The organism is Auritidibacter sp. NML100628 (assembly GCF_003185985.1).
GTDB lineage: Bacteria > Actinomycetota > Actinomycetes > Actinomycetales > Micrococcaceae > Auritidibacter > Auritidibacter ignavus.
In genome coordinates, this window is sequence record NZ_QHLP01000005.1 from 98,038 (window position 1) to 123,386 (window position 25,349).

At 57.8% G+C, this 25,349-nt stretch carries 26 protein-coding genes, 2 tRNA genes and 1 pseudogene; 20 read left to right on the forward strand and 9 right to left on the reverse strand.

Going from position 1 to position 25,349, the window contains the following annotated elements:
* The first annotated feature begins 390 nt into the window (after nucleotides 1-390).
* The 10 genes from dnaN to DCC24_RS05520 all read left to right on the forward strand — a co-directional run bounded on the left by dnaN (nucleotide 391) and on the right by DCC24_RS05520 (nucleotide 9,678).
* Nucleotides 391-1,521, forward strand: a complete 1,131-nt coding sequence (dnaN, locus tag DCC24_RS05480) for a DNA polymerase III subunit beta (RefSeq protein ID WP_110098915.1) — start codon at nucleotides 391-393, stop codon at nucleotides 1,519-1,521.
* Nucleotides 1,521-2,702 carry a DNA replication/repair protein RecF gene (gene recF / locus DCC24_RS05485; RefSeq protein ID WP_110098916.1) on the forward strand — a complete coding sequence of 394 codons (1,182 nt, stop codon included), beginning with the start codon at nucleotides 1,521-1,523 and terminating at the stop codon, nucleotides 2,700-2,702. Before dnaN ends, recF begins: the two co-directional genes overlap by 1 nt.
* Before the next feature lie 3 nt (nucleotides 2,703-2,705).
* On the forward strand, nucleotides 2,706-3,281 hold the full coding sequence (locus tag DCC24_RS05490) for a DUF721 domain-containing protein (protein ID WP_110098917.1): 576 nt from the start codon (nucleotides 2,706-2,708) through the stop codon (nucleotides 3,279-3,281).
* 252 nt (nucleotides 3,282-3,533) lie between these two features.
* A complete protein-coding gene (gene gyrB, locus DCC24_RS05495) occupies nucleotides 3,534-5,663 on the forward strand; it encodes a DNA topoisomerase (ATP-hydrolyzing) subunit B (protein ID WP_369859966.1) in 2,130 nt (709 codons plus the stop codon).
* A gap of 145 nt (nucleotides 5,664-5,808) precedes the next feature.
* Nucleotides 5,809-8,322, forward strand: a complete 2,514-nt coding sequence (gene gyrA, locus DCC24_RS05500; RefSeq protein WP_110098962.1) for a DNA gyrase subunit A — start codon at nucleotides 5,809-5,811, stop codon at nucleotides 8,320-8,322.
* Nucleotides 8,322-8,918, forward strand: a complete 597-nt coding sequence (locus tag DCC24_RS05505; protein WP_110098919.1) for a DUF3566 domain-containing protein — start codon at nucleotides 8,322-8,324, stop codon at nucleotides 8,916-8,918. Before gyrA ends, DCC24_RS05505 begins: the two co-directional genes overlap by 1 nt.
* Nucleotides 8,919-8,990: 72 nt before the next feature.
* Nucleotides 8,991-9,067: transfer RNA gene (locus tag DCC24_RS05510), tRNA-Ile, on the forward strand.
* Nucleotides 9,068-9,094: 27 nt separating this feature from the next.
* On the forward strand, nucleotides 9,095-9,220 hold the full coding sequence (locus DCC24_RS12505) for a hypothetical protein (protein ID WP_255410799.1): 126 nt from the start codon (nucleotides 9,095-9,097) through the stop codon (nucleotides 9,218-9,220).
* A gap of 4 nt (nucleotides 9,221-9,224) precedes the next feature.
* Nucleotides 9,225-9,297: transfer RNA gene (locus DCC24_RS05515), tRNA-Ala, on the forward strand.
* A 153-nt stretch (nucleotides 9,298-9,450) separates the two neighbouring features.
* Nucleotides 9,451-9,678, forward strand: coding sequence for a hypothetical protein (locus tag DCC24_RS05520; protein ID WP_146206285.1), 228 nt, complete (start codon nucleotides 9,451-9,453; stop codon nucleotides 9,676-9,678).
* Nucleotides 9,679-9,772: 94 nt separating this feature from the next.
* Here the strand turns inward: DCC24_RS05520 and DCC24_RS05525 are convergent, their stop codons facing one another.
* On the reverse strand, nucleotides 9,773-10,588 hold the full coding sequence (locus tag DCC24_RS05525) for a helix-turn-helix transcriptional regulator (protein ID WP_110098921.1): 816 nt from the start codon (nucleotides 10,586-10,588) through the stop codon (nucleotides 9,773-9,775).
* A 78-nt stretch (nucleotides 10,589-10,666) separates the two neighbouring features.
* Here DCC24_RS05525 and DCC24_RS05530 point away from each other — a divergent pair, with 78 nt between their 5' ends.
* The 6 genes and pseudogenes from DCC24_RS05530 to DCC24_RS05550 all read left to right on the forward strand — a co-directional run.
* Nucleotides 10,667-11,188 carry a glyoxalase/bleomycin resistance/extradiol dioxygenase family protein gene (locus DCC24_RS05530; protein ID WP_110098922.1) on the forward strand — a complete coding sequence of 174 codons (522 nt, stop codon included), beginning with the start codon at nucleotides 10,667-10,669 and terminating at the stop codon, nucleotides 11,186-11,188.
* The gene (locus tag DCC24_RS05535; RefSeq protein WP_110098923.1) at nucleotides 11,188-12,993 is read left to right on the forward strand and encodes a hypothetical protein; all 1,806 of its coding nucleotides are present in this window, start codon (nucleotides 11,188-11,190) and stop codon (nucleotides 12,991-12,993) included. Before DCC24_RS05530 ends, DCC24_RS05535 begins: the two co-directional genes overlap by 1 nt.
* Nucleotides 12,986-13,891, forward strand: a complete 906-nt coding sequence (locus DCC24_RS05540; protein ID WP_110098924.1) for an ABC transporter ATP-binding protein — start codon at nucleotides 12,986-12,988, stop codon at nucleotides 13,889-13,891. Before DCC24_RS05535 ends, DCC24_RS05540 begins: the two co-directional genes overlap by 8 nt.
* Before the next feature lie 29 nt (nucleotides 13,892-13,920).
* A complete protein-coding gene (locus tag DCC24_RS05545; protein ID WP_158524603.1) occupies nucleotides 13,921-14,640 on the forward strand; it encodes an ABC transporter permease in 720 nt (239 codons plus the stop codon).
* Nucleotides 14,641-14,668: 28 nt separating this feature from the next.
* Nucleotides 14,669-14,836 carry a hypothetical protein gene (locus DCC24_RS12040; RefSeq protein WP_158278400.1) on the forward strand — a complete coding sequence of 56 codons (168 nt, stop codon included), beginning with the start codon at nucleotides 14,669-14,671 and terminating at the stop codon, nucleotides 14,834-14,836.
* Between the two features lie 85 nt (nucleotides 14,837-14,921).
* A pseudogene (locus DCC24_RS05550) lies at nucleotides 14,922-15,203 on the forward strand (integrase core domain-containing protein); the annotation flags it as partial.
* 188 nt (nucleotides 15,204-15,391) lie between these two features.
* On the opposite strand, the gene DCC24_RS05555 reads toward DCC24_RS05550, so the two are convergent.
* Complete coding sequence (locus tag DCC24_RS05555; protein WP_110098926.1) at nucleotides 15,392-15,655, reverse strand: CopG family transcriptional regulator; 264 nt, start codon at nucleotides 15,653-15,655, stop codon at nucleotides 15,392-15,394.
* A gap of 5 nt (nucleotides 15,656-15,660) precedes the next feature.
* On the reverse strand, nucleotides 15,661-15,894 hold the full coding sequence (locus DCC24_RS05560; protein ID WP_233491998.1) for a hypothetical protein: 234 nt from the start codon (nucleotides 15,892-15,894) through the stop codon (nucleotides 15,661-15,663).
* 317 nt (nucleotides 15,895-16,211) lie between these two features.
* Here DCC24_RS05560 and mobC point away from each other — a divergent pair, with 317 nt between their 5' ends.
* Nucleotides 16,212-16,319, forward strand: coding sequence for a plasmid mobilization relaxosome protein MobC (gene mobC, locus DCC24_RS12610; protein ID WP_158524604.1), 108 nt, complete (start codon nucleotides 16,212-16,214; stop codon nucleotides 16,317-16,319).
* 198 nt (nucleotides 16,320-16,517) lie between these two features.
* On the opposite strand, the gene DCC24_RS05570 is transcribed toward mobC, so the two are convergent.
* Nucleotides 16,518-17,369 carry a nucleotidyl transferase AbiEii/AbiGii toxin family protein gene (locus DCC24_RS05570; protein ID WP_110098929.1) on the reverse strand — a complete coding sequence of 284 codons (852 nt, stop codon included), beginning with the start codon at nucleotides 17,367-17,369 and terminating at the stop codon, nucleotides 16,518-16,520.
* Nucleotides 17,366-17,944, reverse strand: coding sequence for a type IV toxin-antitoxin system AbiEi family antitoxin domain-containing protein (locus tag DCC24_RS05575; protein ID WP_369859954.1), 579 nt, complete (start codon nucleotides 17,942-17,944; stop codon nucleotides 17,366-17,368). Before DCC24_RS05575 ends, DCC24_RS05570 begins: the two co-directional genes overlap by 4 nt.
* Nucleotides 17,945-18,131: 187 nt before the next feature.
* On the opposite strand from DCC24_RS05575, the gene DCC24_RS05580 reads away from it, so the two are divergent.
* Nucleotides 18,132-18,749 (forward strand): recombinase family protein, encoded by a 618-nt coding sequence (locus DCC24_RS05580; protein WP_110098964.1) that lies wholly within the window; start codon nucleotides 18,132-18,134, stop codon nucleotides 18,747-18,749.
* Nucleotides 18,750-19,084: 335 nt separating this feature from the next.
* Complete coding sequence (locus tag DCC24_RS05585; protein ID WP_110098930.1) at nucleotides 19,085-19,717, forward strand: hypothetical protein; 633 nt, start codon at nucleotides 19,085-19,087, stop codon at nucleotides 19,715-19,717.
* A 571-nt stretch (nucleotides 19,718-20,288) separates the two neighbouring features.
* Here DCC24_RS05585 and DCC24_RS12175 read toward each other — a convergent pair.
* From DCC24_RS12175 to DCC24_RS05615, 4 genes are all read right to left on the reverse strand, one after another.
* Nucleotides 20,289-20,588 carry a hypothetical protein gene (locus DCC24_RS12175; protein ID WP_199446233.1) on the reverse strand — a complete coding sequence of 100 codons (300 nt, stop codon included), beginning with the start codon at nucleotides 20,586-20,588 and terminating at the stop codon, nucleotides 20,289-20,291.
* A 132-nt stretch (nucleotides 20,589-20,720) separates the two neighbouring features.
* Nucleotides 20,721-21,380, reverse strand: a complete 660-nt coding sequence (locus DCC24_RS12180; RefSeq protein WP_199446230.1) for a hypothetical protein — start codon at nucleotides 21,378-21,380, stop codon at nucleotides 20,721-20,723.
* An 822-nt stretch (nucleotides 21,381-22,202) separates the two neighbouring features.
* Nucleotides 22,203-22,898 (reverse strand): response regulator transcription factor, encoded by a 696-nt coding sequence (locus tag DCC24_RS05605; RefSeq protein ID WP_110098933.1) that lies wholly within the window; start codon nucleotides 22,896-22,898, stop codon nucleotides 22,203-22,205.
* A 246-nt stretch (nucleotides 22,899-23,144) separates the two neighbouring features.
* Nucleotides 23,145-24,329: a sensor histidine kinase gene (locus DCC24_RS05615; protein WP_110098935.1), complete on the reverse strand. Its 1,185-nt coding sequence runs from the start codon at nucleotides 24,327-24,329 to the stop codon at nucleotides 23,145-23,147.
* 220 nt (nucleotides 24,330-24,549) lie between these two features.
* Between DCC24_RS05615 and DCC24_RS05620 the strand changes: the two genes are divergently transcribed.
* Nucleotides 24,550-25,320 carry a hypothetical protein gene (locus DCC24_RS05620; protein WP_110098936.1) on the forward strand — a complete coding sequence of 257 codons (771 nt, stop codon included), beginning with the start codon at nucleotides 24,550-24,552 and terminating at the stop codon, nucleotides 25,318-25,320.
* Nucleotides 25,321-25,349: the final 29 nt, after the last annotated feature.

The window sequence follows — 25,349 nt, forward strand, 5'->3', positions numbered from 1 at the left end:
GGATAGCCTCCGTCTTCCCTGTGAATCTCTCCTACAAGCCCCAGAAAAGACTCCACGACAATCCCCAATCGATCCGACGAGATTCCACTCGGTGGTCCACAACTGCAACCGCGTGATGAGCCCTCAGAAGCCGGTTATCCACATTATCCACAGGAGTTATTAACACCATTAACCCGTTAAGATCTCTATCTGCAGAACAACAACCTTGTCGACACTTCGCGTTTGCTTCTACGACACCTCACATCTGCGATTTCTGTTCTGCACCCATCACATCGCAACTCACAATCCGCTAAGCTTGCTATGACTCTTGAGCTCATCTGTGTCAGTCTTGAGTTCATAGTCGCGCTATCAACGTGTGCGATAGACCCGATCATGAGAGGCAGAACAAGCGTGAAGTTCACAATCGAGCGTGACACCCTCACCGACGCTGTATCTTGGGCTGCTCGTTCTTTGTCACCTCGGCCACCTGTACCTGTTTTATCGGGCTTGCTCATTACCGCAGATGAACAATTAGTTTCCATTGCCAGCTTCGACTATGAGACCTCGGCCCAACTTGAAGTTGAGGCTGACATAGACGAACCCGGACAGATTCTGGTATCGGGTAAATTGCTCAATGACATCGTCAAATCACTGCCCCACGCCCCTGTCACCGTTGAACTTGATGGCTCTAAAGTTATTCTGACGTGTCGAAATTCCCGCTTCGCTCTCGCCACGATGCCGGTGAGTGAATACCCCAATCTGCCCCAGCTTCCTGAGATCACCGGGACTGTTGACGGTGAAACTTTCGCCCAGGCTGTTCACCAAGTCACTGCAGCGGCATCCAAGGATGACACGTTGCCGATCTTGGCTGCCGTGAAGATTGAAATCGAAGGCGACCAGATGACCTTCCTGGCTACCGATCGTTATCGGTTGGCGATGAAAGAGATCACCTGGACACCCACCGACCCCTCGATCTCCACCTCAGTCTTGGTCAAAGCTCGCACTCTCTCGGAGGTCGCTAAGTCATTAGGCGGGGGTGGAGAGCTTTCGTTACGCCTGAATCAGCACGATGCGGGTACCGAAATTCTCGGGTTTTCCTCAGGTGGTCGCCGGGCTACCAGCTTGTTAGTTGATGGCGACTACCCCAAGATTCGGGCGCTCTTCCCCGAATCAAGTCCCATCCACGCCGTGGTTGAGTCAGCGCCACTGATTGATGCAGTCAAACGCGTGGCCTTGGTCGCAGAGCGAAATACTCCGTTACGGTTGGCTTTTACAAGTACCGAGGTATTTCTCGATGCCGGGGCCGGGGATGATGCCTCGGCCAATGAATCGGTGCCGTGTCAGCTATCTGGAGAAGACATCACGGTAGCCTTCAACCCCAGCTATCTGCTTGAAGGCCTCAATGTGGTCAACGCCGACTATTCACACTTTGCTTTCACCACTGCCCCTAAACCCGCATTGGTCACCGGGCAGGATGAGCCCGATGGTGATGAACGCGAGGACTTCCGGTACCTGGTTATGCCGATCCGCATCACTGACTGATGGTCTATATTTCGGCTTTCTCCCTGACGAATTTTCGCTCGTACCGTCAACTGGACCTCACCCTTGAACCGGGAACTAACGTCCTCGTGGGATATAACGGGGTGGGAAAGACCAACATTGCCGAAGCCCTCAATTATCTGGCGACACACCGTTCCCACCGAGTCTCCCATGACGGCCCATTAATCCATTTTGGTGCTGACCAAGCCCATATCCGGGGTCGGGTTCACTATGATCAGCGTGCTGTGGGTTTAGACCTCGAAATCAACCCGGGCAAATCCAATCGGGTCTCCATTAACCGTGGAGCCCCTCAACCGGCCAAAGAGGGTCTGGGACTGGTGCGATGTGTGCTCTTTGCTCCGGAAGACTTACAACTGTTGACCGGAGACCCTTCGGTGCGACGGAATTTTCTCGATGATCTCACCGTCCAGTTACGGCCGGTGATGGCCGATGCCCGCCGTGAGTACGAACGCGTTCTGAAACAGCGCAACGCGTTGTACAAATCAGCCAAGAAAGCCCGCCGCTGGGGTGCCGATGAAGAGAACACCCGGCAGGTCTTCGATGAATATCTTGCCCGAGCCGGTGCTCGAATTCTTTCCGGGCGTCTTCACATGCTCCAACTGTTAGCTCAACCACTCAACGCCGCGTATCAAGCACTGGCCCCAGGGATCAAAGATGCTGGTTTCAGCTACGAATCAACGGTGGGACTGGCTGCTGGGCAACATCCGGTGGTCCCTGAGGAATCAGCGTTGGCCGGGGCGATGCTGGAAGAACTCCGTCAGGTGCATGATCAAGAACAAGATCGTGGCCTCACCCTTGTGGGCCCCCATCGAGATGAGGTGAAGTTCACCCTCGGTCCGGCACCAGCTAAAGGGTATGCTTCGCACGGGGAGACCTGGTCATTCGCACTGGGCTTACGGCTGGCTAGCTATCAGGTCTTAGCCGAGGATCGTCCCACTGACCAAGACCGACCTCTCTTGGTGCTCGACGACGTTTTTGCCGAACTGGATGCCAAGCGTCGAGAGAAATTGGCCCAGATCGCCAGCCAGGCACACCAGGTGATCGTCACCGCTGCGGTGGCTGAGGATCTGCCGACAGCGCTCCAGGGCCCACGGTTTTCCGTGCACGCTGACAACGGGGTATCCCACGTCGAGGGTGCCGACGTTGAGGGGCTGGAGGATTAGCTGATGGCAGAAGACGAACTTGATGCGGTCTCCGGTGTCGATTACGACACCATCGATGCAGCCTTCGCGGCCCTGCAGCGTGTGCGCCGGGCCGTGGGGCAGGCTGGATATTCGCCGGGCGATCCCGACCCAGCGGCCAAGCGTTCCCGACGGCGTTCTCGCCGGCCTCTCCAACCACCACGGGGAAGGGTTGCCGACGGCGATAATCAGTTCACCTCCCCGCTGTCGCAACTGAAAACCCTCGATGATCTTTTCGGCGGACTCGTTGCCGACCGGGGTTGGAAGGAACCGGTTGCGGTGGGGTCGGTCTTAGGTCGCTGGGAGGACCTGGTGGGGCCTCAGGTCGCTGAACACTGCCAGATCGAAAGTTTTCAACACGCCGTGCTGGTGGTGCGGTGTTCAACCACGAGTTGGGCGACCCAATTGCGGCTGATGTCCAACCACATCCTGCAACGGATCAATACTGCCCTCGGGCGTGAGGTCGTACGCGAGATCAAGATTAATGGGCCGGCCGCGCCGAGCTGGCGGAAAGGACCCCGGGTGGTTCGGGGACCAGGCCCGCGAGACACCTACGGATAGCCAACCCCACCTTGGTCAACTTGTTCGACCTCGCTCAACGCGGATTTGCCGGGTTAGCACCGTCGAGACTGAGATCCGGGCTAGATAGGCCTCTGCTGAGACGTCGGAGAGGCCATTATGTCACGTTTTGGCCATGTTTTCGCCACTGACGGGCCGGGATTTTCCGCGGATCGGGCTTGATGGCGTAGAATAACGGGATGTGCGCGGCGAAAGATCGCTGCTGAAAGTCCTATTTTTTCGATTGAGGAGCTCCTGTCGACCGTGGCCGATGAACAGCCAGAGACACCGCCAGAGACGTCGTCTCCACCAGACCATCCGGACTCAGCTGGACTGGCCAAAGTTGAACACAGTTATGACGCCGGGGACATTACGGTCCTAGAAGGTTTGGAGGCCGTGCGCAAACGGCCCGGCATGTATATCGGATCCACCACCTCCCGGGGCCTGCACCACTTGGTCTACGAGGTGGTCGACAATGCGGTCGATGAGGCCCTGGCCGGCTATTGCGACACCATCGATATCGCCATTCAGGCCGATGGCGGTCTGCGTGTGTCCGATAATGGTCGCGGTATCCCGGTCGATATGCACCCGACAGAGGGTAAACCCACCGTTGAAGTGGTCATGACGATTCTGCACGCCGGCGGTAAATTCGGTGGCGGAGGTTATGCGGTCTCGGGTGGTCTGCACGGTGTCGGTGTCTCGGTGGTCAACGCGCTGTCCACCCGGGTCTACACCGAAATTCACCGCCAGGGTTACGTGTGGCGGATCAGTTTTCACAACGGTGGTCACACCGATCAGCAGCTTGAACGCGGGGAAGAAACGGATCAGACCGGGACCACCCAGACCTTTTATCCCGATCCGGAGATCTTCGAAACCGTTGACTTTGATTTCGAAACCCTGCGCGCCCGCTTCCAGCAGATGGCGTTTTTGAATAAGGGACTGCGGATCACACTTACCGATGAGCGGGATCTGGATTCCAATGAGGTCCAGTCTGATGAAATCGTCGGTGCCAGCCACGTCGAGGATCAGCCCGATGAGGCCGGATTGGCCGAAGAAGGACAGGACGAGGAGGTCCCATCCCAGCGGTCGGTGAGCTACTACTACGAAGACGGGTTGCTGGACTATGTGCAACACCTGAATGCGTTAAAGCGTGCCGAAACCGTGCACCAGGACATTATCGCCTTCGAGTCCGAGGACGATCAGCGCCAGATGGCCCTGGAAGTAGCCATGCAGTGGACCACGGCGTTCTCAGAATCGGTCTACACCTACGCCAATACCATCAACACCCACGAGGGCGGTACCCACGAAGAAGGGTTCCGGGCGGCGTTGACCGGTTTGATTAACCGCTACGCTCGCGAGAATGGGTTATTGCGCGATAAAGACGATAACCTCACCGGTGAGGACATCCGTGAGGGTCTCACCGCGGTGATCTCGGTGAAACTGTCCGAGCCCCAATTCGAGGGCCAGACCAAAACCAAGTTGGGCAATTCCGAGGCCCGCGGTTTCGTCCAGGGTGTGATCACCTCTGAGCTCAGTGACTGGTTGGACCGGAACCCGGCGCCAGCTAAGGAGATTATTCGCAAAGCTATTTTGGCCTCCCAGGCCCGGCTGGCGGCCCGGAAGGCCCGAGATCAGGCCCGCCGGAAGTCGCCACTGGAATCCTTCGGGATGCCCGGTAAGCTCTCGGATTGCTCTTCGAAGAATCCCGAAGAGTGCGAAATTTATGTGGTCGAGGGTGACTCGGCTGGTGGCTCGGCCAAACAGGGCCGCAACCCGATCACCCAGGCGATCTTGCCCTTGCGTGGCAAAATCCTCAACGTCGAGCGGGCCCGGCTGGATCGGGCCCTCTCCAATGCGGAAGTGCAAGCAATGATCACCGCCTTCGGCACCGGTATCGGTGAAGAATTCGATATCGAAAAGTTGCGGTATCACAAGATCGTGCTGATGGCTGATGCTGACGTGGACGGTCAGCACATCACCACCTTGTTATTGACCCTGCTCTTCCGCTATATGCGTCCGCTGATCGAACGTGGGCACGTGTTTCTCGCCCAACCACCCTTGTACCGAATTAAGTGGTCCAATCAGCCCCACGACTACGTGTTCTCCGATGCCGAGCGTGACGCCTGTCTGGAAGCCGGACTGGCCAAGAACTGGCGGTTGCCCAAGGAGAACGGGATCCAGCGGTATAAGGGTCTGGGTGAAATGGACTACCAGGAACTGTGGGAAACCACCATGGACCCCGAACACCGCACTCTGTTGCAGGTCACCATGGACGATGCCGCCGCAGCCGATCAGGTCTTCTCGATGCTGATGGGTGAAGATGTGGAATCCCGCCGAAACTTCATCCAACAAAACGCCAAGGATGTCCGGTTCCTCGATATCTAGGGCGGGCATCATCGCTCCCAGACATCGAGTTCACCACCGATCAACCCCTGTTGTAAAACCCAAGGACTAAAACAGCGTGAGTGACGAACAACCTCCAGAGATCATCAACCAAGACAAGGTCGAACACATTGACCTCGAGTCGGAGATGAAGCGCTCCTACCTTGACTACGCGATGGCCGTGATTGTTGGCCGTGCGTTGCCGGATGTGCGCGATGGTCTCAAACCCGTTCACCGCCGTGTACTGTATGGCATGTATGACGGCGGGTACCGTCCCGATCGGTCCTTCTCGAAATCGGCACGTGTAGTCGGCGACGTGATGGGTAATTACCACCCACACGGTGACTCGGCGATCTATAACGCGCTGGTGCGCTTGATCCAGGACTGGGTGATGCGCTATCCGCTGGCCCAGGGGCAGGGTAACTTCGGTTCGGCCGGTAACGATGGGGCGGCCGCGCAGCGGTATACCGAGACCAAGATGGCCACGCTGGCCATGGAGATGGTCCGGGATATTGACGAAGATACCGTGGATTTCCAGGACAATTACGACGGCCGACAGCAAGAACCCACAGTGCTACCCGCCCGGTTCCCGAATCTGTTAGCCAATGGGTCCTCCGGTATTGCGGTGGGTATGGCCACCAGCATCCCCCCGCACAACTTGCGGGAACTCGCCGATGGTGTCCAGTGGTACTTGGACCACCCCGACGCGAGCCGGGAAGAACTTCTTGAAGAGTTGCTGAAACGTATTAAAGGTCCGGATTTTCCGACCGGGGCACAGATCCTGGGGCATCAAGGGATCGAGCAAGCCTACCGGACCGGTCGCGGGTCGATCACCATGCGCGCGGTGGTCAACGTGGAAGAGATTCAGGGTCGGACCTGCCTGGTGGTCACCGAGCTGCCGTATATGACCAACCCGGATAATCTCGCCTCCAAAATCGCCGAAATGGTCCGGGACGGCAAACTCAGCGGTATTGCCGATCTGCGCGATGAGACCTCCGGTCGTACCGGGCAACGGTTGGTCATCGTCCTCAAACGCGATGCGGTGCCCAAGGTGGTGCTGAATAATCTGTATAAGCACACCGGGCTGCAGGAGAACTTCTCAGCCAATATGCTGGCGCTGGTTGACGGGGTACCGCGGACCCTGTCACTGGATGGGTTCATTCACTACTGGGTCAAACACCAGGTGGATGTCATTGTGCGTCGCACCGCCTACCGCAAGCGCAAGGCTGAAGAACGCGCCCATATTTTGCGCGGTTTGCTCAAGGCCTTGGACATGCTCGATGAGGTTATTGCCACCATTCGTGCCTCCGCCTCAGCCGAGGTTGCCCGCGAGCAACTCAAGACGCTGCTGGATATTGACGATGACCAGGCTCGATCCATCCTGCTGATGCAACTACGCCAGCTGGCGGCCCTGGAAGCACAGAATATTCAGGATGAATACGACGAGTTGCAGGCCAAGATTGCCGAGTACAACGAGATCCTGAATTCCCCGATTCGCCAGCGCGAGGTCATCTCCCAGGAAATGGGCGAGATCGTCGACCGTCACGGGGATGAGCGTCGCACTGAAATCCTCTACGGCTACGACGGCGATGTGACCATGGAGGACTTGATCCCCGAAGAGGAAATGGTCATCACCATTACCCGTGGTGGATACGTCAAGCGCACCCGGATCGACCACTACCGTGCACAGAACCGCGGTGGTAAAGGAGTGCGGGGCGCGCAGCTGAAGGGTGAAGATGTGGTCGAGCACTTCTTCACCACCTCCACCCACCACTGGATTCTCTTCTTCACGAACTTTGGCCGCGTCTACCGGGTCAAGGCCTATGAGCTCCAAGAGGCAGGACGAGACGCCAAAGGTCAGCACGTGGCCAATGTGATGGCCTTCCAACCCGAGGAGTACATTGCTGAAGTCCTGACGTTGAAGACCTATCAGGACCAGCCCTATCTGGCCCTAGCCACCAAGCAGGGTCTAGTGAAAAAGACCCGCCTGGAAGATTACGACTCTCCCCGCACCGCCGGGGTCATCGCCATCAAACTGCGCGAAGACGATGAAGTGGTAGCCGCTCAACTGGTCAGTAACGATGATGATGTGGTGCTGATCTCCCGTAATGGACAATCCCTGCGTTTTACCGCCACCGATGACGCGCTGCGGCCGATGGGACGCGCCACCTCAGGCGTGACCGGCATGAAGTTCAAAGATAACGACGAGCTGCTGAGCATGGGCGTGATCTGTGATGACTCCTATATCTTCACAGTTACCGAAGGAGGCTACGCGAAACGTACCTCGGCCGAGGAGTACCGGCTCCAGAACCGCGGCGGTTACGGCATCAAGGTCGCTAACCTGCAAGAAGCTCGTGGCGGTCTGGTCGGTGGCCTCGTGGTCACCGAGGACCAACAGGTTCTGGTGGTCATGAAATCCGGTAATGTGGTCCGCTCAGCCGTCTCGCAGGTCCCCATCCGAGGTCGCAACACCATGGGTGTCATTTTCGCCAAACCGGGTCCGAAGGACTCTATTGTCGCTGTAGCGCTCAACCACCCGATTGATCAGGAACCTACCGAAGACGAGGCCGAGAATACGGCTGACACTGTTGCCATTGACCCCAATGATCAGCATTCTGAAGTAGCCTTGGAAACTGATCACATTACGGAGGAAGGACAGTAGTGAGTCAATCGAGCACTCCAGGGCCGAAGAACAAGCCCTCTGGTCAACCACCTCAAGTCCGTCCACAGCAGGCACCACCTGTCTCCCCCGGCAAAAAACCTGCCGGTCAGGCCCAGGCCCCGAAGAAAGTTGCTCCGGCTGCTCAAGCCGGGAAGAAACCCGGTGCCGGCACCAACCCCGCCCAGGGGAAGAAGAACACCAAGGGCCTGGTCCGTCCGGCGCCGAAGGCCAAGGTACGTCGAGCACGACTGGTGCTGGCCAAAATCGACCTCTGGTCGGTGCTGAAGATCTCCTTCCTGCTCTCGGTCGCCTTCGGCGTCGTCACAGTGGTGGCTGGGGTCGTGTTGTGGACCGTGATGGATCTGACCGGTATTTTCGATGAGGTCAACGCCCTGATCGGGACCATCCTCGGTACCGAAGGCGGTGGACAGACGATTCAAGAGCTGGTCTCCCTCAGCCAGGTGGCCTCGGTATCGACCATTATCGCCGTGGTGAACGTCGTCCTAATTACGTTGCTGTCCATCTTGGCTGCGACCATCTACAATATCTCTGCCTCCCTGGTTGGCGGTGTCGGTGTCACGCTCACCGATGACTAAACTCGATTTGGAGATCCGCTAGATTCCAGGTAATGTTGATTCTCGTCTTGAGGGCGACCTTGAGACGGGTTCGGGCGTATAGCTCAGGCGGTTAGAGCGCTTCGCTGATAACGAAGAGGTCCCAGGTTCAAGTCCTGGTACGCCCACCACCGACCCTAAGACCACAGGAGATCACTATGAAGAAACTCATCGTGACGATTGCCGTGGCTCTTGGTGCCGGTGCATTGGGATTCGTCATCGCCCGTGATGCAAAAACCCGGAACATCTGGGACCAGGCGACCGACGAGGTCCCACACCATTAAATATGGGGGTATGGCGCAACTGGTAGCGCATCTGCTTTGCAAGCAGAGGGTTAGGGGTTCGAGTCCCCTTACCTCCACGAAAGAACCGCACTATCGTGCGGTTCTTTTTTATGTGGGTGACCCAACTGGCAAGATAGGTGACGCCGGCTCACAGGGAGAGCGAGGTTGTAGACACCCGCACATGCGTCACCGTCGATGACGGTGCCGTTGTACAGGTCGAGGTGAGTGGGTTGGTCGCGACGACCTTCGACCACTTCGACTACCGCCCCGGCGAACGCTTGGGCGACAACGATGTCATCGGCGAGAGCCACATCAAGCGCGAGATCAAACAAGTCATCGACCGAGCCGGCTCGCGAGTAAGAGCTCGCCGGTGCGCCATCGAGCCAAGTCGCGACAGTATCGAGGGTAAGTGCGCGCAGTCGCCCCCATCCGGCAGGGCATCGGTGGCGTTATGGTGAACGTCGCAGACGGCGCGTGGCCAGTGAACCGGTTGTTCCACCAGGAGCCGCCCGTTGCTTCAGTGAGTCTGGCGCACGCGTGGCTCGCCTCAGGTCAGACTGTGCGTTGTGGGCGCGACTCGGCGAGAGAGGCCCGGTAGCTGCTCGGCGTGAAGCCGAGAGTGGATCGGAAGTCTCTGGTTAAATGAGCGTGATCGGCATAACCGGCTTCGTGTGCCAGCTCAGTCAGGTCGAGAGTAGGGTTTTCACGGAGCTTCTCGGCAGCTTCTTGGAGCCTGCGGCGACGAATCAGCAACGCCGGCCCAACACCGACATATTTGGCGGACAGTCGCTGGACAGTCCGCGTCGAAACATGCAGATGCGATGCGAGATCAGTGACGCTACGTAGTGCCGGGTTCGTTTCTGCCGCGTCGACCATCCGGTTCGCGAGTAGGGCCTCAGCGCTCGGGTTGCCCAGTCGGGTCCGAAGCCACGCGGTAAATGCCGCGACAGCTGATTGTCGGCGGGCACTGCCGGAACCCTTGGACCCCATTGCAGCACGGACCGCGTCCGTGAGATCAGCAGCCTCGACCAGCCGCGAACCGTCGCGCATGGACGCCACATCGCTGGCCAGCGCGGGGACAGCAGCTGGGCGGAGCAACGCGCCCACCGCCCAACCTTTTCCTGTCAGGTCGCGGTAAGACGCGCGGGTCGTGGGACCGGAGATTTCGGTCGCGGAGTCGCCCACGACGAGGTTGCACGCCAGGTACCCGATCACGTGCTGACGTGAGGTGTGTCCGGGTTCGAGGTGCCATTCAGGAATCCAGAACCACCGTACGAAGGCCGCAAGGTCTCTCGCGACCGGCTCGCGATGAAAACAGGGGAGGGTCGTTGGGTAGAGTACCCCACGCGAGATTGCCAGGCGTACCATCACGTCAATAACTATACCGAGGGGTCCTGGCGTAAATCTTCAAGTGCCAGCTGAGTCATCGTCCGTAGTGTTCAACGTATGGCAACAGCAGCACATGGCGAACACACCGACCACGGCACACCCAGGGGCGCAAGTAGCATCACGCCCTTCATTGCACTCCCTCAAGCCCGCGACGCAATCGAGTTCTACCGAGACACGTTCGGCGCCCGCGTGGTCGACATCACGGAGATGGGCGGTGTTGTCGTCCACTCCGTGCTCGATTTCGGGCACGGCCTTCTGCAAATTGGTGAGCCGATGCCCGACTATCACCTCGTGGCACCACCGGAAGGCGAAGACGACTGCTATTCACTCGGACTGTACGTCCAGGATGTCGATGCTGTCGTAGCCGCGGCAGAGGCGCGTGGTGCAGTTATCCGCGAACCGGTCTCCGACTTCGTGTCCGGCGACCGGTTCGCGAGCATCCGCGACCCCTTCGGCATCCGCTGGTCAATCATGACCCGCATCGAGGACATCTCTGAGGTCGAGAGTGCTCGTCGCGTGGCTGAATGGGCAGCGTCACAGCACTCATACCCCAACGGACCAAAGAGAAGGCATAATTGATGACAACTCACGCACGCTACCCATTCGTTCGAGGCGAAGCGCTGTACTTTAAGCATCCTCAGGGTGCTGTGGTCAAGGACGCAAACGGGTCCTACCTCATCAAAGGGGACACGGTCTATGCTTGGCTCACTGCGTTAACCCAGTTGATGAACGGCTCGCAATCTGTTGACGACATCACTTCCCAAGTTCCCCAAGGTACGCAGAGCACTGCCGAACAACTCATCGAGTTGCTCGTCTCGCGAGGCACCGCTCGCCTGCTCGAAGGGCCCTTGAAAGACGCGGAAACCAGTGCCCTCAACGAGATCGAGGCCTTCCTATCGAACTGGTCCGCCACCCCCCGCACTGACGCGCGCCGGTTTACACAAACGCCTATCGCGGTGGTGGGGGATGACCACATTGCTCAGGCGTTTCTGGATAATCTCAAAACCAACGGCGCGCAACAAGCGGTGATGATCCACAACGTCGAAGATCTCCAACGCTCAATGTGGGAATGGGTGTTCGTTACCACCGCCAGTCCATTGTCGACGGTACACACGCTCTCCCAAGCCGCTGCCAGTGGCGCCTTTCGATTACTCTGCGTCTTCACCCTTGATCAGAAGGTGATTACCGGACCGATCATCGACCAGAACGGTCCGGTGGAGAGTCTTGAAAACTTCGCTGACTTGCTGCTGCGCAATGCTTCCGCCACGGCGCATATTGCCTGGCGCGAATACGCCATGCGCGGGCGGCCGCTACCAACCCACCTGAGCCCTGCGGTCGCCGAAATCGTCGGGGTGAACGCAGCATTTGAAGTCTTCCGTGAGATTACCGGTGCCTTGCCATCCCAATTGCAACAAGCAGCCCTGGTCATGGATGAGCGCACAGTTGACAGTTCGCTAGAGCGAGTTATCGACCCATTTTCACCACCTCGTGCAAATGTTGCTCCGGCTCTTTCGAGACCGAACCAGCAGCGTAGTACGCCGCACGCACGCAGCGACCAGGAGGTGCTCGATGATCTTCTGGCATTGATGTCTCCGAACACCGGAATATTTGCGGACTTCGACGACGACCACTATCTACAAGAACCACTCTTCGTCGCACGTATCCGACACGGGTGGAATCACCCTGCTTTACCCCGTGCGGGGATGGGCTTTAGTACTGAATCCTTCGCGGAAGCTAGACGTGATGCGTTACTATCGGCTTTGTCAGCCTGTGCTGCCACCGTGGCCGAAGCTCAACAGGGGCATCGGCTTGCTCCGCAGTCTTATATTTCGTCAGCCTTCGGCGTCGAAGAAGCGGCTCGACAAGCCCAGTGGATGGCAATCGAACACGAACTCTTTCACCGGGCGATGCGATCCGCTGCTGTTGCAAAAGTGGACGCCCCATTGGATGACCCCATTGACCAGCTGTTATGGAACCACCTCAACCACAACGGACAGACCGTGACGCTGTTGTACTGGCACACGTTACCGGCGCCTCTCGTGGTCGGTGTGATCACCGATAGCGCAGGTCAGTATCGGCACTCTACTCGCGCAGCGGCGCCGACCGTAGCACAGGCCGTAACTACCGTCTTTGCACGTCTAGCAGCTGGGACCCAGTTTGGGCTCGAGCCAACAGCAACAGAGAGCTGGTTTGAACTAGACCCGCAACGGCTTCTCAAGCCCAGCACTTCGGCTGCACCCGTCCGTGAACCGGTGGATCTTGCATCGGTGATGACCGAGCTGAATTTGTGTCCCCAGCTCTGTGACATCACTCCAGACACTGTAAGCCGCATGACCACGGCGCGTACCGTCTACCTGCAGTGGGAGAACACCGCCAATGAATAATGAGACTCTTGCACGCCTTGAAAATGTCACCGTTCGATTCGGTAATCGTATGGCCCTGCACGACGCTACATTTCAGATTGAGGCGGGTGAATTTGTTGGAATTGTTGGACCAAATGGCGCCGGGAAAACCACCGCGTTTCGAGTATTACAAGGACTGCAGCAACCCACCTCTGGGTCAGCGGCGCTGCTCGGTGAGCCATCCTACCCGCCGAACAGGCGACGGAACGCTCTGGTCAGTTACCAGCCCCAACATGCGGCTTTATTCGAACAGCTCACGGTGCGAGAGAACGTTCGTTTATTCGCTCGGTTCCGTAACCAACCTGCCCAGCGGGCTGAGACTGTCATCGAACGGCTAGAGCTTGAGGATGCTGCAGATGTCCGCCAAGAAAAGCTCTCCGGCGGCCAGCGGCAAAGACTCTCGGTAGCCTGCGCTGTGGTCGGTAATCCACGGGTACTGTTCCTGGATGAACCCACCGCCAACGTAGATCCGCTTGCTCGTCGGAGTATGCGAACGTACTTCAAGGAACTCTCAGCCCAGGGTATGTCGATCGTGTTCACCTCACACGACCCGAACGAAGTGGCCGGATTATGTGATCGGGTCATTATCCTCTTCAACGGCAGGGTTCTGGTCGACGGCTCACCCGACCACATCCGAGACACCAGCGGGCTGGTCACCCTGTCGGTGCGAACACTCCTAACGCTCGATCAATTGGCGGCAGAAGACAGCGTGGTCACGTTGGCTCCGACCAATGAAGGGTACAAAGTTTTGACACGCCAGCCGGAGCGAATCACCCAGGCCATCGTAGACATCGACGCGCACGCGCTCGTCGAGCGGCAGGTAGAACCGTTTGAAGAGACCTATATTCGGTTAGTTGAACAGGCAGGAGATCTGGAATGAGCGTGGTTGGAGGAATGACACGAGCCGCGGTGGCCGTCAATGTTCGGCAACCGACCACCGTACTTTTTGGATTCGTGATGCCTATCGGCATCATCATTGTGTTTCAACTCATCGGCCAGGAGGTCCTTGGTGGTGACAATGTCGCCAACCAGGTCGTGCCGGGTATCTTGGCCTATTCCATTGCAAACGCATCGCTTAGCGCTTCCGCTTTGACATTTACTGCATGGCGCAATAGTGGACTGCTGACTCGACTGCGACTCGAACCGATCACTGGCTGGCAGATACTCTTTTCTCGATACCTCGTGACTGCTGCCATCACCATGTTGCAAACCGTGGTATTTCTGCTGCTCGGCGTGGCCTTTCTTGGGCTGGAGGTCGCACTAGAGTTCTGGTGGCTCGGATTCATCTGTGTGCTGATGGGTTCCTTGGTGTTCTTTGTCATCGGGGGACTCGTGGGACTGATATCAAAATCGGAGCAAGCCGTTTCAGCGGGCCTCAACCTGGTGCTGTTGCCATTGGCATTCTTGTCCGGCAGTTTTGTGCCGATGAGCAGTCTGCCGGACGGGATCCAGGCGGTTATGCAGTTCACCCCCTTAGCGGCTTTGACTCAAGGTTTGGTGGAGTCTATGTCAGGTCAGTTCCTCGAAAGTGGCCTCTGGCTCGTGTTGATAGTTCTGGTGGTCTGGTTGGTGATAAGCGCCGCAGCGACCACAACCGTCTACCGGAGACGCAATACCGATAACGGGTAGCGATACTCGAGAAAGAAAGGAACAAGAAATGGGAAAAAAGATCACCTACGGGTGGGAATTCGCTGAGCAACTCAAAGCTGAGAACTTCGAAATCGCCGAAGTTCAGACAGAGCAGGAGGAGGCTGCATCGAAAATTATGCTCTGTAGCACCAGCAGTACTAGCAGTACCAGTACCGCGAGCACCGCGGCCCATTGACATCTGCCCGATTAGGGGGCTGTGGAAGGAGAATCATCAATGGCAATCATTGAGACCACGGCGTTGACGAAAATCTAACGACATGCTGACAGAGGCTGGTATTACACCGTCGACCGGCACAGTTGGGGATTCCTACGATAACGCTCTAGCAGAAAATGTCAACGGCTCATACAAGAATGAATTGATCCATACCCGACGCTGGACGAATGTTATTGAGGTCGAGATCGCTACGTTTGAATGGGTGACGTGGTGGAACGAAGCCCGACTCCACCAGAGCCTGGGATACCGGACACCACACGAGGTAGAAGTCGACTATTGGGCTCGCAACCCGAAACAAGAAATAATGGAAAACAAGGTAAATGCCTAGGAACAAGCCCCGGGGCACTTCACTGGGTCGTACCCAAATGCACCACCCTGAAAACAAATTGGTGGACCTTCTTCGGCGTGTTCAAAGTATGCGAGGAACCAAGTCAGATGTTTCCGGGATTTGCGGTCGCTTCAACGACTCCGCTGGCCATCCAAACGAGCCCTCAGAGCACCTGCAGAAGCGTCTTCCTAGAGCGTGTCGATAAGTCTGCGCATGAGGTCTGAGGGCGTGGTGTGCCGCTCCTGAGCAAGCTTGTTGAGCTTTGCCCGGCGGTTCGCATCCAGTCGAAGAGTGAACGGCTTAGCTTCTGCACCGACGCTGACAGGCCGGCCCTGTATAGGGGGACCGATGTGCTTGCCGGTGTAGCCCTCCTCGGACTCGGCTTCGGCAGCCCAACGCTCAATGTCGTCGTCAGTGAACTGCGTTCCGTTGACTGCGGTGTACTTGCTCATCTGGTTTACCTCTCTAACCCGACTTCGTTGAGAACTTTCGTCGTGGCAACCATCGCGTGAAAGACCAACCATCCATCGGGTTCGTCCTCGACAGCGATGAACTCGAGCAGTCGGCCTTTTCGGTCCATGCCGACCCCGACCCACTGAATCGGGTCTGTCTCTCTGCCACGAGAGCGCAGCGCCTCCTCGAACGCGGTCCGCACGTCGTCCTCAGTAATTTCAGGACGTTTGGCAGACACCCTGGGGTGCACTCGAACTCGCAACCCACGCTCCTAACTATTTTCGTATTACACAGTGTAGTACGAAAATATCATGTTGCCCGGATGGTGGCCGACGAGGCCTCCCACCGGTGGGACGGTCTAGCGGAATTCGCTGCGCTCAACCGGGCCAGATGTCTAACCACCAGCGCGGAGCGGGCTAGACAGTTAGCCGGGCTAACTGTGCTCGACCCGGACGGAGCGAGCTAGAGAACTAGGTCACCTAACTGCGATCAGCCGGTTCGTCACCCAAAAACTTTGGGGCGTTGCACTGGGCGGGAGGGCCTGCTGAGCGTCTGGTGAGGTGTGCACTTCGTGAGGGCGCTACGAGGGCAGAGCTTCGGAAGATCGGCACGAACGTGAACCAGATAGCCCGAGCACTCAACGTCATGACCCACAACAACTAGCCGAGCTGCTAGCGCTGAGTATGTAGGGCGTATAAATCGGGGATACCCTTCTGCACACTGCTCCCACTTTCAATAGGCGTCTGAACAGGTGATTCTGGGGTTACGTAGCCGGCTTCTGAGCTGTAGGTGATTACTGATCTCTTGTCAGAAATACTGTGAAGATTTTACCGGCGACTTCTGGATATAATCGCAGTGTTGCTATGCGGGTCCGTGGATGAACACTGGGTCGAGGTAGGAGGCGACGAGTTCGACTTGGGCGTGGAGGTGTTCTTGGGTGGTGGCTTCGAGTCCTTCTTTGCGTCGCCATGCGGCCCATTTGGCTTGTCCGATCTCGTCATAGCCGGATAGGTGCGGGGCTACTGGTTCGAGCGTGACGCCGCGGTAGCGGGCCACCGCACGGGCAGAGCGTAGCAGTTCAGTGTGGTCGAAGCCGTGTTGGGCCAGTTGTACGATGTCCACGTAGTCGCGCCAGCGGGTGCTGGTGATGCCGCGTTCCAGGATGGTCACACCTTTTTCGGCAATCGTGGTTTCTGGGGCGTAGCCGAGCAGCTCGATGGGGTTACCCAGAATCCGTTCAATGCGTACTTTTCTGGGCGCGGACACGATCGGGTCTCCGGTGGAGACATCCCATGTGGCGCTACCCTTCCAGGGGTCGATGGTCACCGTGATGCGAATGCGTAGACTTGGGTAGTCGACGTGTTCACGAATCTGGTGCACCTCGATGGTGTCGGTCTCAAAGATCAGACCGTCTTGAGCATCCACGGCGGCGATGTCACGCACCACGTTGGTGAGGTGTTCGGTGGTGATATTGGCGCTGATCGCGTTGGCGTCGACATCCTTGGTGGGGCGGCGAGCTCCATAAGCAGCCAGCAGGATGCCACCTTTGAGGACGAAGTCTTCGGCGTGTTCGGTGCGGGTCAGTCGGTCCAGGAAAGATTCCAGCACATGCCGGATGAGGTATTCCTGCGTCGGTGGCCTCGTGCCGGTGGTAGCCGCTGCAGGCCGTGCCGTGGCCTGAATCCGCCGGAAGACGTCTTCGCCGGCGTTCATGCCAGAAATTCCAGGGCTTGTAGGATGGGCCGTTTTACCCGGGGCAGCCGCGACGCGGTCTCGATGAGCTGGGCCGGTTTGCCGCCACGGCGCAGCCATTCTTTTAGTGCATCGCGACCCAAGTCATACCCGAGATCGCCCCGTAACCGAAAAGCGTCAGTAATGGACCGCTCTGGCGAGTAGATCCCGATGACCATCTGCGTGCCGGGTATCGGTATCTCGTTTCGGCCTATGTTGAAGGTGTCACGGTCAAAGGAATGCCACGCGATCGAGGGGCTCCCTGCCGGGATGCGTGCACCACGAGGGATGGCGATATCCAGTGCCGCCGGGATAGCATCGGTGAGGTCATAGTAGGCTAGGGCAGACGTCAAACTGATCGTGGCATCCGCGCGCCGGGTTGCTGCCTCAAGCCAATCCCAATCCGCGGCCGCAGCCTCAGCAGGAATATAGATGCCGCGTGCAATGCGCTGATAGCGGCCCTCCTGAGCACCACGATACAGCGCGCTGCGGGACATACCCTGCTGCTCCACTGTCCTTGCCGTAAGGGTAACCATCCTAGTTATCTCCAACCCCATAGAAAACAAATCGTCTACACCTAATCATACCTGACAACGGTTTGTTCCAAAAGTGTCACATTAGCTCTTGGAGTGAGAGATTACGTCACATAGAATACATGACGGATTAAGTGACACGTTTTCTGAGTCGTCGTATTGGTCTTGGATTGTCACGTAAATGATCGAATACATGACAGGAGGAGTGCCGGTGTTGGTTGGGTATGCACGAGTTTCCAAAGCCGACGGGTCTGAAACCACGGACCTGCAACGAGACGCTTTACTTGCTGCCGGTGTTGACCCGGAGAGGGTATACGAAGATCAGGCGTCTGGCAAGCAAGATGATCGGCCACAGCTGGCGGCTTGTCTGAAGGCGTTGCGGTCTGGGGATACGTTGATCGTGTGGAAGTTGGACCGACTCGGCCGAGATCTCCGACATTTGGTCAACGTCGTCCATGACCTGACGGATAGGGGTGTGGGTTTGAAGGTGCTCACTGGCCAAGGTGCGGCCATTGATACCACGACTGCTTCCGGCAAGCTGGTGTTTGGTATCTTCGCTGCCCTGACTGAGTTCGAACGTGAACTGATTTCCGAACGTACCAAGGCCGGGCTCGCGTCAGCGCGAGCCCGTGGCCGAAAAGGTGGGCGGCCTTACAAGATGACGCCAGCCAAAGTGCGCCTGGCTGCGGCTTCTATGGGTCAACCGGGTACCAAGGTTGGGGAGCTGTGCAAAGAACTGGGGGTGACCCGCCAAACCCTGTACCGCCACGTCTCTCCAACAGGGGAACTACGCCCTGACGGGAGAAAAGCCCTCGGTATCGGTCTGTGAAGCCGCCTTCTGAAATCGGTGCAGTCAGCTTCTGAAAATGACATCAGGACAGGCTGATGCACAAGGCGGGAGGGTGACCTCAGAAAACGGCAGGTTATTTTGACAGCATTAGAGAAATAGCGCTTAATGTGATGTGTGTTACACTAGGTTACTAGAGATAATTTAAGACTTGTCAGGAAACTTCAATTAGTCGTTGACTGAGATTGCAGTGTATCGCCTTATTTGAGGGAACTGAGTAGAGATTTTTGCAACGTTTTTCAAGTGTTCGCTGAAGAAGTGATCTCTTACGCTGGAATGACAGGCCACTCACCAAATAGGTTGAAAGGATGAAGGCCATGTTTGCCAAATCGTTTAATAGCTTCCGCAGGCTTATAGGGGCACTAGGAGTGGCGGCTCTAGCGCTCACTGTATTTTTAGCTCAACCTGCTACGGCCACACAAGATTCTACCCTCTCGTCTTCAGAACAAAAAACTGCTCTTGAAGAGATCAGCACAGATGACCTTGATCAGCTTATTGATATTTCGAAAGAAGCAGACCCCGCGGGGCATGAAGCGCGTGCTGAATTAGTTCGTTCTTCTGACGTAAACGTAGAGATGCCGACAGGATTCTCTACGGGTGACGCCGATTTGGACGCCGAAGTTCTCGCTACTGTGTTTGATGACTACGAAGCGTTGGCCGGTATTCTTGATATGTACGATGCCGGTGCTATAAACGTTGAAACTGATGCTAGTGGAATCACGGTCTGGGAGTTTGATGAGGACGCATTTGGTGTTTCAGGTTCCGGAGGAATAGGACCTCAGAGTGAGACAATGCCTCAGTGTCCATCAGCGTGGGCTGCTGCCATTGCATGGATAAGTGCCAACGTCGGAATGTGTGCGGCGCTAACTCCGGTTCCTCCAGCAGCAATCGCCTGTGCAGCGGGCTTTGGTATCGGCGGTTTCATTATTGATGTCAATCAGGGATGCTGAAAATAACCTGGTAGAAGCCGATTCAAGGAGGACCTATGTGGGACATATGGAATGTTGTAGCGGCTATCGCTATGGGAGCAGTCATATGGTCACTGGGCGTTATTGACTTAATGGGGCAATGGTGGATACCCGCTGTGTTAGTTGCTGTGGTCGTCGCTGCGATGATAGCAGCTCAGATGAGCGGACCGGATGACGTCAAACCGTCTTCGCGGCGCGTTTTGACTCTAGTAGTGCTGATAGCTGTGACCTTTATGCTAGTGCCCCGATGGGACTGGCAAGGATTGCAAATGATTCCACTGGCGCTGCTGAGCATTGGCGCTGCTGGAAACACCTGGTGGGCACTTCACGTGCACCCTGAACAACCACAACCACCCCGGACTAGCCAGTCACAACACACATAACGTCCAATACAAGAATTCGTGGCCACTGACAACCTTGTCGGTGGCCACTGTGCATACAATTCAGGGCCTCGACGGCACGCCCTGCAGAAAATGTGGTCGCAAAATGCCGGTAAATTACCGCTCATTTACCGCACTAATACCGCAATTAGGGGGTGCTTCTATCGTTTTCGTCAAGCTGCTGGAACAAGTTGTGCTGAGCGAGATTCGTAGAACGTGCCGTCTCTGAGCATGGCGAACAGGACGTCGGATCGGCGTCGGGCGAGGGCGATGATCGTTAGGCCGGTGTGCCTTAGGTCGTGGGATCGGAACCCTGAGTCGACGACGTCCGCGGCGTCCTTCGCCTCATTCCAGACGTTCCACCAGCGGGTGTTCGACAGCGGTACGCTTCTTTGAAAGCTGGACGCGATCACCGGAGCCTTGGCTTCCTTCGCTACGTAGTCGCGCAGGTGTTCCCAGAGAAGATCACGCATGATCCGTGGCACGCTCCGAGCCCGTTTGCCGGCTTCACTTTTCGGATCGGTAAAGTCCCCGGCGTTCGGGTTGAGTTGCCTGTGTACGTGGAGGGTGGCACTGCCGTCGGGGTGCGATTCAATGTCGCGACGCTACAAGCCCAGGCACTCCCCGCGTCGCAGCTGGCACCAAGCGGCCAGTAAGACCGCGATGGCCCACCGCTTGTGCGTGGCGTCGTAGAGAGCCTCGACCTGTGTGGGGCTCGCCACGTCTTCACCGGGGTCGTGGTCCGCATCATGGCGAACAGGCCCCCGCCGAGGTATGGGCACGTCCGGCTCCTTGGCGATGATGCCGTCTTCTCGGGCGGCCTGCCACAGGATCATCATGAGAACGATGATGACCGGGCGTGTGACTCCGTTGAACTTCGACTTGGGGTTGAGCGGGGATGGGATCTTTTCCAGCTTGTCGGTCATGAGCCGGATCCGTTCATTGTCGATGTCCCGGATCGGGGTGTCATCGAACTCGGGGATAAGGTAGCCGGTGACCTTGCCCTTGTAGGAACGGATCGTTCCTTCGGAGCGCATCTTGCCGCTGCGATTCGGCTGGGTACGGATCATCTCGATCCAGCGGTCGGCGTATTCGGTGAAGCTGATGGTGCGAGCAGCTTCTGCCTCGGCTTCGGCACGTCGGCGTGTGGCCTGGACCTCTGGGATCTCCCACGTACCTAGCGCGATCTTCGTGTGCGCACTAGACAGCCAGGTTCGGGCGTCCGCTCTCGGGTGGAAGGGGTGCTCGTGCCACTCGTGTGCCATGCCGATCGGATACTGCTGTTCATTTGTGCTCTCCTCTGTCCTTTCTGTCCTTCGGATGGAGGCACGAAAAAAGGCCCGGACCTGCAGAAACCTGCAGGTCCGGGCCTCCCACCAGCCCTTTCGGGCCGCGAGCAAGCGCTGGGGTCTTAGAAGTCCCAGTTCTTGCCTTCTCAGAATGCCCAGTCCTCGTCTTCCCTGGTGGGAGGCGGAAAATCCTGCGGCTCCTCCAGCTCCGATGGCCGCTCGTGCCATCTACGTGCCACTCGCGACCGGACCCGCTTTCGCTGGCCAGATCGCTGCCGTCGCACATGCCCAGTTTACCGCCAGGTGGCTCCGTCCGCACTGCAGCTTGTGCGGGCTACACGCAGCGCATCGCCCACTCCCTCATGTGCAGTGGCTTACCCGGAGTGGTCGGTGGCTCGTCCCATCGCGGGGGTACCATCGGTGCCGATGTGGTCGCCCACAGCGCGGATCTTCGAGTACTTTGAGGCTCCAGATCATGAGGGGCAAGATGTGCGTGTACGTGGCTCGTGAACCGGCAGGTGTGGAGATTGCGTACGACCTCGTCACTCCGCCAAGTGTAGGAGCGCCAGAGGTTTCGCAAGATATAGGCTCCGAGAAGCAGGTCTTCGGTTCGTGCAAGCCCGTACACGATGGCCATGACTTGGTGACTTTACTGATGAGTGCCTTGCCCATGTGGGGTTCAGCGGCGACCGGGTAGGCCACGTTGTCTGCCGTGTGCCTGACACGGGGAACGACGCGGTGCCGATCCAGCCATCGAAGGGCGACCGAACATACCTCACGCCCCGATGTCAACGCAACCTAGGCGGAGAAGTAGCGGAACTGCAGGGCTCGGACGATCAACTGGGCCAGGTTCTCTGGCTGGAGCTTCTCTCTCAGTCTCTTGGCTTGGGTCTTCGCCGTCCAGAGAGTGACCCCTTGGGCTTCGGCAATGTCTTCGTAGCGGTAACCGCGGCAGATCAGAGTGAGCACTTCGAGTTCGCGTTCGGTGATATCAGGACTCACCGGTGGAGCATCTGGCAAAGAATCACCGGCTATCACGATGTCACGGGCCAGGAACTTCAGCATGCTGGGGTCATCCCCGCGTGCAGCGCCGCGTACGGTGTCGCGCAGGGTCGACTCGGAGCAGGTCTTGTTGATGGCTGCCATGGCGCCGGCTTCCAGCGCCCGCGCCAACCCTGGTCCCGGCGAGACCGTGCTCAGAATGACTACCGTGGCTTCGGGATCGATCCGGCGGATTCTTCTCGTGGCCTCGATACCACTCATTCCGTCAGGCATGTTGATATCCATAAGGACCACATCGGGCCGGTGTATTTGATAGCTGTCAACTGCATCCTTACCGGTGTGCACAGCTGGAAGCACGTCTATATCTGGTTCAGTGACGAGAGCATACGACAGGGCCTTTGTCGTCCAACGGTCGTCATCGACGATCAGTACTGACAAGCGCGAAGCTGAGGGCGCATTCGGCGGTTCGGTGTTTCGCGGTGAATGGATCATCGGCATAGTTCCTGGTACTTCTTCCTGTCGGTGATGCGCCAAAGCGCGCATCGGTAGGGGTTTCCCATCGTCCCGACACTCGGCTCGTCGGCGGTGGCAACCACAACAACGGGTTCGGGCAGCGGAACGGAGGCGACGTTAGAGAGTGGGACTTGGGCGGCGGAAGCTATGGCAATGGAGAGAAGGAGTTTCATGCTCTAAGAGCACGACACCCTGACCTCCCTGGGCATCCCTCGTTTGAGGTAGCTACATAGGATCCTGCTCTCTGATCGGGATGGAGGTCCGGACGTTTACGAGACCTTCGTCGTGGAGGATGCTCAGTGAGCCTCCTACGCGCTCAATGCGCGCCGATAGTGACCTGGGTGCCCGATCTGGCGGTACTGGACTTGGGTTGACGGCTTCGAACATGACCCACGCGTCTGGAGAGTCGCGATGGCTGTCGATAGTGATCGCGCAATTGGTGGTCTCAGAAGAATGCTTGACAATGTTCGTTGCCAGTTCTTTGAGCGTGAACAGCGAGGCCTCCAACACCTCACCGGGAACGTCTTCGGGAAGTTGCCCGATATCGATGGTGATGTCGAACCCGCCGGCTTCCGTGGCAGAACGGATCATTTCGGTGGCACGCAGCATTTCATCTTCGAAGGGACCGGTGGCGGAGTAGCCATCGGGGTCGTCGGTGAGCCGAGCGAGCAGTACGCGTAGTTGCTGTTGCGTATGAGCATTCACCAGGGCGAGCTCGGTGAGCTTGGAATCGGAACGGCCCTCCATCCTGGCGGCAATTCCGAGCGTGCGCACGATGGCTGCTTCGGCGGCAAGACCATGGGAAACGGTGTCGTGTGTGTCCAGCGCCATATCAAGGCGCATTCTTTCGAGTTTACGCTGGTGGGCTCGTGCAAGCTGCTCCCGGCGAGCGATCTCTTTCCGGATGCGTCCCTCGATGCCAGCGGCGACGAGACCGAGAACGACCGCGAGCGCCCATCCAAAGGCCAGCGTGATGATGGACTCCTCTTTTCCGCTCCAAAGCCCAAGCGATGCAGGGATCAGGGCGATGCCGAAAAGAAGAAGAGTGAACAGGAGAAACAAACGGATCCGGAGCTGGCTGAGCACAAACGCGACAGCGGCCTCACCCACAGTTTGGAATGGGTTGACGAGATACGGGAAGACTATCGCGAACACCGCAAATGCAGCGAAGCCGAGGAAACCGGCTGTGGCAGGGATGAAGCACACGCCGACGACCAGGACAGCTGCGAGAATCTGAAATGCCAGGTAGGAAGGGTCGTTCGTTTCAAGCGAGTCGGGTGTCACCCCTGCGACGGCAATAATGAGCAGGAGGACCCGAAAGGGAAGATCGATGTAGCGGGGCCCGCGAAGGTAGCGTGTGAGTCTCTTCAGAGACGATGTCTCGGCCCAGGCCCCGGTGGGTTGGGTCACCGTCAAGCTGCGCTCCCCTTTCACAGTCTGCGTTTGCGGCTTGCGCCTTACGCTACCTTCGAGAGCGGTGGCAGCGGCTTCAGGATATATAACAGTTCGATACAGGTGACCGCCTGCTCGCACTCCATACCTCGAACGAGGGATGTGAGTGGCATGGGAGCGCTCTTACGGTCGGTTCACCGGACGTACCGGTGATACACACGTCACAGAAGGAGCAGCGATGCTTCGCAAAAAACACTACGTGGCAGGCTTCCTGCTGGCTGGGGCCTTGGCCCTCGGCGGAGGGGTCCCCGCCATGGCAGCAGAATCTCCCCCGTCAGCGAATCTTTCTGCAAAGTCGTCACAGACTCTCGCGAAACTTGAGAACCTGAACCCAGGAGCGCCGGATCAGGAGCTTCTGGACGGGCTCTCTGCATATGCGGCCGAGCAGGGAATCACTCTTGAGCAGGCTCTGCAGGAGTCTCTGAGAGAGAGCGAAGAGTCGGCGCAGGCTGCGTCGGAAGGGGCAAGCGGAGGGGTCTCTACCTACGCCACGAGAACCCTTGGCGCCGCGAAGTCCAAGGGAGATGTCTTCGTCTCGCCGTCCAGCACTCTCTTCATCAAGCACGGGCACACCGGCATCTACTACACGACCGGTACGATCGTGGAGGCGCCTGTCAAGAAGGCCGGCGGCAAGGCCCTGAAGAGCCGTTCATACGCTGCCTCAAGGCTCTCGGTTGGCAAGGGAGCCGTCAAGCAGTCGGTGGGCGTCAGCACTGCCAAGCGCAAGGCTTCGGCCAACCACGCATACAGCAAGCTTCGGGGCAAGCCGTACAACACCAACTTCGCGGCGAACAAGAAGGTCAACGGCTCCAAGATGAACTGCTCGCAGTTGGTGTGGGCGGCCTACAAGGTCGGAGGCCGGATCGACCTCGACAGCAATGGCGGTCCGGGAGTTTATCCTTACAACATCAAGAACTCCAAGTACACCAAAACGTACAAGACTCTCTGATCCCACAGTTGGCGTCGTGCCTCCGCGCA

What these genes read in the sequence shown, in the direction of transcription:
- recF (WP_110098916.1), top strand. Translation starts at nt 1,521, where the DNA reads ATGGTCTATATTTCGGCTTTCTCCCTGACGAATTTTCGCTCGTACCGT.
- DCC24_RS05490 (WP_110098917.1), top strand. Translation starts at nt 2,706, where the DNA reads ATGGCAGAAGACGAACTTGATGCGGTCTCCGGTGTCGATTACGACACC.
- gyrA (WP_110098962.1), top strand. Translation starts at nt 5,809, where the DNA reads ATGAAGCGCTCCTACCTTGACTACGCGATGGCCGTGATTGTTGGCCGT.
- DCC24_RS12505 (WP_255410799.1), top strand. Translation starts at nt 9,095, where the DNA reads ATGAAGAAACTCATCGTGACGATTGCCGTGGCTCTTGGTGCCGGTGCA.
- DCC24_RS05525 (WP_110098921.1), bottom strand. Translation starts at nt 10,588, where the DNA reads ATGGTACGCCTGGCAATCTCGCGTGGGGTACTCTACCCAACGACCCTC.
- DCC24_RS05530 (WP_110098922.1), top strand. Translation starts at nt 10,667, where the DNA reads ATGGCAACAGCAGCACATGGCGAACACACCGACCACGGCACACCCAGG.
- DCC24_RS05535 (WP_110098923.1), top strand. Translation starts at nt 11,188, where the DNA reads ATGACAACTCACGCACGCTACCCATTCGTTCGAGGCGAAGCGCTGTAC.
- DCC24_RS05540 (WP_110098924.1), top strand. Translation starts at nt 12,986, where the DNA reads ATGAATAATGAGACTCTTGCACGCCTTGAAAATGTCACCGTTCGATTC.
- DCC24_RS12040 (WP_158278400.1), top strand. Translation starts at nt 14,669, where the DNA reads ATGGGAAAAAAGATCACCTACGGGTGGGAATTCGCTGAGCAACTCAAA.
- DCC24_RS05555 (WP_110098926.1), bottom strand. Translation starts at nt 15,655, where the DNA reads ATGAGCAAGTACACCGCAGTCAACGGAACGCAGTTCACTGACGACGAC.
- DCC24_RS05570 (WP_110098929.1), bottom strand. Translation starts at nt 17,369, where the DNA reads ATGAACGCCGGCGAAGACGTCTTCCGGCGGATTCAGGCCACGGCACGG.
- DCC24_RS05575 (WP_369859954.1), bottom strand. Translation starts at nt 17,944, where the DNA reads ATGGGGTTGGAGATAACTAGGATGGTTACCCTTACGGCAAGGACAGTG.
- DCC24_RS05585 (WP_110098930.1), top strand. Translation starts at nt 19,085, where the DNA reads ATGTTTGCCAAATCGTTTAATAGCTTCCGCAGGCTTATAGGGGCACTA.
- DCC24_RS12175 (WP_199446233.1), bottom strand. Translation starts at nt 20,588, where the DNA reads ATGCGTGATCTTCTCTGGGAACACCTGCGCGACTACGTAGCGAAGGAA.
- DCC24_RS12180 (WP_199446230.1), bottom strand. Translation starts at nt 21,380, where the DNA reads ATGGCACACGAGTGGCACGAGCACCCCTTCCACCCGAGAGCGGACGCC.
- DCC24_RS05605 (WP_110098933.1), bottom strand. Translation starts at nt 22,898, where the DNA reads ATGATCCATTCACCGCGAAACACCGAACCGCCGAATGCGCCCTCAGCT.
- DCC24_RS05620 (WP_110098936.1), top strand. Translation starts at nt 24,550, where the DNA reads ATGCTTCGCAAAAAACACTACGTGGCAGGCTTCCTGCTGGCTGGGGCC.